The organism is Corallococcus sicarius, assembly GCF_003611735.1.
In the GTDB taxonomy this organism is placed as follows: Bacteria; Myxococcota; Myxococcia; order Myxococcales; family Myxococcaceae; genus Corallococcus; species Corallococcus sicarius.
The window spans coordinates 1-6,181 of sequence record NZ_RAWG01000440.1; the positions used below are offsets into that span (position 1 = coordinate 1).

At 71.6% G+C, this 6,181-nt stretch carries 6 protein-coding genes; all 6 read right to left on the minus strand.

The genetic code is table 11. From position 1 onward, the window contains the following. Window positions 1-181: 181 nt before the first annotated feature. Window positions 182-1,063 carry a 5-oxoprolinase subunit C family protein gene (locus D7X12_RS38075; RefSeq protein ID WP_120630076.1) on the minus strand — a complete coding sequence of 294 codons (882 nt, stop codon included), beginning with the start codon at window positions 1,061-1,063 and terminating at the stop codon, window positions 182-184. Beyond that, window positions 1,060-2,349: a LamB/YcsF family protein gene (locus tag D7X12_RS38080; protein WP_120630077.1), complete on the minus strand. Its 1,290-nt coding sequence runs from the start codon at window positions 2,347-2,349 to the stop codon at window positions 1,060-1,062. The genes D7X12_RS38075 and D7X12_RS38080 overlap by 4 nt, the downstream gene beginning before the upstream one ends. A gap of 26 nt (window positions 2,350-2,375) precedes the next feature. Then, window positions 2,376-3,068 (minus strand): histidine phosphatase family protein, encoded by a 693-nt coding sequence (locus D7X12_RS38085; protein ID WP_120630078.1) that lies wholly within the window; start codon window positions 3,066-3,068, stop codon window positions 2,376-2,378. Beyond that, window positions 3,068-4,147, minus strand: a complete 1,080-nt coding sequence (locus D7X12_RS38090) for a phosphotransferase family protein (protein ID WP_120630079.1) — start codon at window positions 4,145-4,147, stop codon at window positions 3,068-3,070. The genes D7X12_RS38085 and D7X12_RS38090 overlap by 1 nt, the downstream gene beginning before the upstream one ends. Before the next feature lie 3 nt (window positions 4,148-4,150). Further along, a complete protein-coding gene (locus D7X12_RS38095; protein ID WP_120630080.1) occupies window positions 4,151-5,389 on the minus strand; it encodes an acyl-CoA dehydrogenase family protein in 1,239 nt (412 codons plus the stop codon). 114 nt (window positions 5,390-5,503) lie between these two features. Beyond that, window positions 5,504-6,181 (minus strand): TetR/AcrR family transcriptional regulator (locus D7X12_RS38100; RefSeq protein WP_147443927.1); only part of this gene is annotated, 678 nt, incomplete at its 5' end.

Here is a 6,181-nt window from a genome sequence, read left to right on the forward strand (position 1 = left end):
CTTCTGGGCCTTCGGCGCATCGAAGCGGGAGATGCCCTGGTCGCGGGGCTCCGGCTTCACCTGGTTGCGCGGGCGCGGCGGAGCGGCCGGCTCGGGCAGACGGGGGGTGGTCGGGGTGCGCGGTCCGATTTTCGGGGGGCTCATGCTTTCAGTATCGGCCGGACGGACCCGGAAGTTGCCTTCATGGGCAGTGCGTGGGGTTCATCCAGGCGTCTCGGGCCTCCTCCAGGGAGACGGCCTGGAAGCGCACCGGAGCGCCCGGGCGACGCGCCCCCAGGCGGCCCCAGTCCGCGCGGATGAGGGCGGCGATCAACGGGTAGCCCCCGGTGGTGGGGTGGTCCGGGCCGAGCACGATGGGCGCACCCGAGAGGGTGATTTGAATGGCGCCGCGCATCATGGGCCGGGACGTGCCGGCGCCCTCGTCGCCATGCGGGACGGGTGGTCCGTCCAGCCGCTGTCCCACGCGGTCGCTGGCGGGCGACACGGTGAAGGTGCTGCCCAGGAGCACCGCCACGGCCGCGTCGCCGAAGCGCGCGGTGTCGGGGCCCAGGAGCACGCGCAGGGGGGCGGCAGGGTCCAGGGCCTCCGCGAGCCGCTGGAGGTCCGCGTCCGAGGGCTCCCGCGGTGTGCCCGGGGCTCCGAGCGGGAGGCGGTCTCCGGTGCGAAGGGGGCGGCCTTCCCAGCCGCCCAGGTGGGCCACCCGGAGCGTGCCGTGTCCGCCCAGCACTTCGGGCACGGCCAGCGCGCCGTCCACGGCCACGTAGCGCACGGCGTACCGCGTGGGCGCGGGCACGGTGAGCGTGGCTCCGTCCACGAGGACCTGTGCGGGTGCACCGTCCACGGACACGCGGAGGTCGCGGCCCTGGGCGCACAGCTCCAGTCGCCCATGGGCTTCGAATGCCGCGGCGTTCAAGGCATTGCCCACCGCGCGGTTGGACGCGGCCAGCAGCTCCGGCACCCACGCGCCGCCCGGCGGAACGCCATGGTGCATGTGTCCCGGACGGCCACCGTCCTGCACCGTCACGGGAGCGCCCAGGCCCGTCACCTCCACCCAGGCCGTCATCCGTCCTCCCGCTCGAAGCGCACGCGGTCGCCCAGCTGCATCACCGCGCCGCGCGCCGGGTCGAACGCGGTGAAGTCCAGCGCCGTGCCCACGAGGTTCCATCCACCGGGCGATGCGAACGGATACACCCCCGTGCGCTCTCCCGCGATGCCCACCGCGAGCGCGGGCACGCGCGTGCGCGGCGTGGCCAGTCGTGGACAGGCGATGCTCGGATCCACGTCTCCCAGGTACGCGAAGCCCGGCAGGAACCCCACGCAGCGCACCGTGTACTCGCGGGCCGTGTGACGGCGCACCACCTCGTCCACCGACAGGCCCGCGTGCGCGGCCACCTTCGGCAGGTCCTCGCCGTCGTAGCGCACGCGGATGCGAATGAGCGGCCGTTCCAACGTGGACACGGGCGTGACACGCAGCCGCGTCAGCACGAGCGCGGCGTCCTCGGGCGGCGTCACCGGATCGAAGTACACGCAGGCATGCGCCTCCGTGATGACCGCGTCCTTCACGCCGGGCAGCGCACACAGGGCCTCACGCGCCAGTCTCCGGTCCACGCCCTCCGGCAGCACCAACCGCAGCGCGCTGTCGCCCAGCGGCTCCGGTGGTCGCTCCAGCGCATCCAGCATCGCGCGCACCTCGCGGGCCAGCGCCACCGCGCCCGGCGTGTCCCCGTGCACGCAGAGCGTGTCCACCGTGCCACCCGTGGCCAGCCGCACCGTGTTCTCCCGGGCCCTCGCCACGTCCGTCAGCACCGCGCCGGGTTGACCGCGCGGAATCAACGAACCGTCCGGCAACGTGCCCCGGTCCGCGAACCCCTCGCGCGCATACCCGAGCCCTGCTGCCCGAGCCGCCTCCCGCAGCGCTCCCGTGCCGGGACCCACGAGGGTGACCTTGGTCCCCAGCGCCTCCACCACACCGTCCACCACCGCCCGCGCGAGCGCAGGGGACGCATTGGCCGCGTGGTACAGCGCGCCGTGCGGCTTCGCATGCCGTACCGGGACACCGCGCTCCCGGGCCAGCGCGGCGAGCTGCCCGCACTGCTCCGCCACCTGCGCGCGCAGCACCTCCGGTGACACCTCCAGGGCCTTGCGTCCGAAGCCCTCGCGGTCCGCGTAGGACGGATGCGCGCCCGCGAGCGTGCCGTGGCGCTCGCACAGCTCCAGGGCCCGCCGCATGGAGTCCACGTCGCCCGCGTGTCCCCCACAGGCGATGTTGGCCAGGTGCGCGAGCGCGTAGAGCTGTTCGTCCTCCCCGGGCAGCTCCCCCAGGTCGATGTTGAGCAGGCACCGCGTCATGGGCCCACGCTACGCGAGCCCCCACCTCAGCGGTAGGTGACGAGCCCCCGGTGCACACCCTCGAAGTGGCCGTGCTCGTTGAGCGTGGACAGATACCTGCCCCGCTCGCTGTAGATGACTTTCGTCATTCCACAGTTGGCGAGCGTCCAGTTGGTCCGGAAGGCATGTTCATCCGGAATGCCCAGCAGCTCCTGGCTCACGGCGGTGATGGGGCCGCCGGAGGTGAACACGAGCGCCGTCTTCGACGGGCCCAGCGACGCGACCAGCGCGGTCATCGCCTCCAGGCAGCGCGCCTTGAAGACGGACCACGACTCCTTGTACTCGCCGTCGTGCCCGCCCTGGACCCAGCGCGCGACGGCCTGGGTGAACAGCTCCTGGAACGCGCGGCGCGGATCCTTCGTCGCGGCCAGCTCCTCGCGCAGCACGCTCGCGTCGGCGTAGCGCGGCGTGTGGCGCACCAGGACCTCTTCGTGGTCGAACTCGTCGAAGCCCGCGATGCGCTTCGGCTCCACCTCCACCCCGAGCGCCTGGAGGCACGCCGCCGCCGTCTCCCGGTGGCGCAGCATCGTGCCCGTCACCACCGCATCCACCCGGGGCAGGCGTGGCCTCAGGGATTCACCCAGCACGCGCGCCTGCTCCACGCCCACGTCCGACAGCTTGTCGTAGTCCGCCGCGCCGAAGGACGCCTGCCCGTGCCGCACCAGATAGACGACGCCCATCAGCCGCCCGCCTTCTTGATGAGCTGGCGGCAACGGAACGCGAGGTAGTTCGCGAGGAGCCAGTAGTTCTTGAACGACGGGTTGCGCGTCTGCTTGTGGTGATAGCGGTAGTAGATCTGCTGGACGATGACCGCGAGCCGGAACACGCCGTAGACCTCGTAGAAGGTCCAATTGGCGGGCTTCAGGCCGGTGCGCTCCAGGTAGTACGCCACCACCTCCTCGCGCCGCAGCATGCCGGGCAGGTCCGTGGGCTGCCGGCGCGTGGTGCGCAGGACGAGGTTGTCATCCGCGTGGACCCAGTAGGCCAGCGTGTTGCCCAGGTCCATTAGCGGGTCGCCCAGCGTGGCCATCTCCCAGTCGAGCACCCCGATGACCTCCGTGGGGTCCTCCGGCCGGAGCACCACGTTGTCGAAGCGCCAGTCGTTGTGGATGACACACGTGGCGATGTCCTGGGGCACGTGGGCCGAAAGCCAGTCACGCACGTACCGCATCCGGGGCACGTTCCAGGTGCGCGCCTTCTCGTACCGGTCGGACCAGCCGGAAATCTGTCGTTGCGGATAGCCCGGCCCCTTGCCCAGCGACGTGAGCCCCACCGCCTGCGCGTCCACGCCGTGCAGCTCAATGAGCTTGTCGATGACGTTGAGGCACAGCTGGCGCGTGCGCGCCTTGTCCAGGTTCAGCCCCCGGGGCAGGTGCTTGCGCGGGATGAGGCCGGGGATGCGCTCCATCACGTAGAACTCCGCGCCCAGCACGGCCGGGTCCTGACACAGCCCCACCATCGTGGGCACCACCGGGTACGCGGGCTTGAGCGCCTGCTGCACCGTGTACTCGCGTGACATGTCGTGCGCGGACTTCGCCTTGGTGCCCGCGGGCGGCCTGCGCAGGATGAGGTCGCGGTTCTCGTACTTGAGGCGGTAGGTCCAGTTGGAGGCGCCGCCCGTGTACTGGGTGACCTCCGGCGTGCCCACCAGTGACGGCACCTGTGCCTTCAGCCACGCATCCACGGCGGCCACGTCCAGCGCCTCGCCGGAGCGCACGGCCTTCCCTTCGTCCAGCGGAATGGAGACCGGAGTCGTCACGGCTCAGCTCCCCCGGGAGAAGCCGCGCTTCGCGAGCTCGATGCGGGTGATGACGCCCTTGTGCACCTCGTCCGGGCCGTCCGCGATGCGCAGGCTGCGCGCCTGGGCGAAGAAGCCCGCGAGCGGCGTGTCGCGTGACACCCCCGCGCCGCCGTGCAGCTGGATGGCGTCATCCACCACCTGCTGGAGCACGTTGGGCGCCACGACCTTGATGGCCGAAATCTCGGTCATCGCCCCCATCGCGCCCACGTCGTCCAGCTTCCACGCGGCGTACAGCGTGAGCAGGCGGGCCTGGTCGATGGCGATGCGCGCCTCCGCCACGCGCTCGCGGTTGCCGCCCAGGTTCAGCAGCGGCTTGCCGAACGCGGTGCGGCCCATGCCCCGGTCGATCATCAGCTCCAGCGCGCGCTCCGCCGCGCCAATGCACCGCATGCAGTGATGGATGCGGCCCGGCCCCAGCCGGCCCTGCGCGATTTCAAAGCCCATGCCCGGCCCGGAGATGAGCGCGGAGAGCGGCAGCCGCACGTCGTGGAAGTGCACCTCGCCGTGGCCATGCGGGGCGTCGTGGTCGCCGTACACCGGCAACATGCGGATGATCTCCACGCCCGGCGCATCCAGGGGCACCAGCACCATGGAGTGTTGGTGGTGGCGGTCCGCGCCGGTTCCCGGCGTGCGGCCCATGAAGATGGCCACCTTCGCGTTCGGATGGCCCAGGCCGCTGGACCACCACTTCCTGCCGTTGAGCACCACCGAGTCGCCGTCCACCACGGCGGTGGCCTGCATGTTGGTGGCATCCGACGACGCGGCGTCCGGCTCCGTCATGCAGAACACGGAGCGGATGTCGCCCGCGAGCAGCGGCTTCAACCACTGCTCCTGCTGCTCCGGGGAGCCGTAGCGAAAGAGCACCTCCATGTTGCCGGTGTCGGGGGCGCTGCAATTGAAGACCTCGGGCGCCATGAAGCTGCGCCCCATCTGCTCCGCGAGCGGCGCGTACTCCAGCGTGCTCAGGCCCGCGCCCAGCTTCGCGTCCGGGAGGAAGAGGTTCCACAACCCCTCCGCCTTCGCGCGCGCCTTGAGCTCCGCCATCACGGGCGGCACCTTCCACTGGCGCCAGTCCCCGCCCGCCTCCGTCGCGTGCAGGGCCTGGAGGTACGCGCCCTCCACCGGCTCGATGTGGTCGGTCATGAAGCGCTTCACGCGCTCCAGGTATTCGGTCGTCCTGGCGGAGGGCTGGAAGTCCATGCACGGCATCCTGCGCCCCGCCGGGTTGGTGAGCCACTGAATGTTGGCCATGTGTTCCCATGAACCCTGTTCAGGGTTCAGCGGTCCGACATGCACCTCGTGCGGAAGCCTTGCTCAGCGCCGGGGCGTGCGCGGGGACGTGCGCGCACGCGGTGACGGCGTCGCGCGCCGTCCCTGGGCCTTCGGCTTGCGCGCGGGCGGACGGGGCGCGGCGGGTGGCGCGATGCTCGCGAGGATGATGCGGCGCAGGAGCGCGTACACCGGCAGCGGGTCGAAGTTCTTGTCCAACTGATGATGCAGCGCGAGCCCGTCCACGCACGCCTTGATGAGGATGGCGTAGTGCGCGTCCTCGGCGGCCGGGGCGTGGCCGGTGCGCACGTGCGCCACGGTGCGGGCAATCTCGCTGTCGCCCTGGCTCAAGAGCTGCGCGACGGCGGGCGTCAACTCGCGGTTGCGCAGGCCCAGCGCGAACAGCTCGTAGCGCAGCCGGCAGACCTCCGGCGCATCCTTCACCAGCTTCTCGCCCCAGGCGAAGGCGACCTCCGGCAGTGCTTCCACGGGTGTCTGCGCGCGCAGCCGCTCCAGCTCCGACATGTATTGGCGGCTCGCCTCCTGCGTGACGGCCAGCAGCAGCGCGTCCTTGCTGCCGAAGTAGTAGTGCACCAGCCCCTGGTTCACCCCCGCCTCGCGCGCCACCTCCTTCACCGTCGTGGCGTCGTAGCCCCGCTCCGCGAGGACGCGGTGGCCCGCGGCGATGAGGCGCGCCCGGGCGTCGGGCTCGGGTGCGGTGGG

Bases quoted from the DNA above. Each gene is read 5' to 3' on its own strand.
- D7X12_RS38075 (WP_120630076.1), bottom strand. From the start codon at position 1,063: ATGACGGCCTGGGTGGAGGTGACGGGCCTGGGCGCTCCCGTGACGGTG.
- D7X12_RS38080 (WP_120630077.1), bottom strand. From the start codon at position 2,349: ATGACGCGGTGCCTGCTCAACATCGACCTGGGGGAGCTGCCCGGGGAG.
- D7X12_RS38085 (WP_120630078.1), bottom strand. From the start codon at position 3,068: ATGGGCGTCGTCTATCTGGTGCGGCACGGGCAGGCGTCCTTCGGCGCG.
- D7X12_RS38095 (WP_120630080.1), bottom strand. From the start codon at position 5,389: ATGGACTTCCAGCCCTCCGCCAGGACGACCGAATACCTGGAGCGCGTG.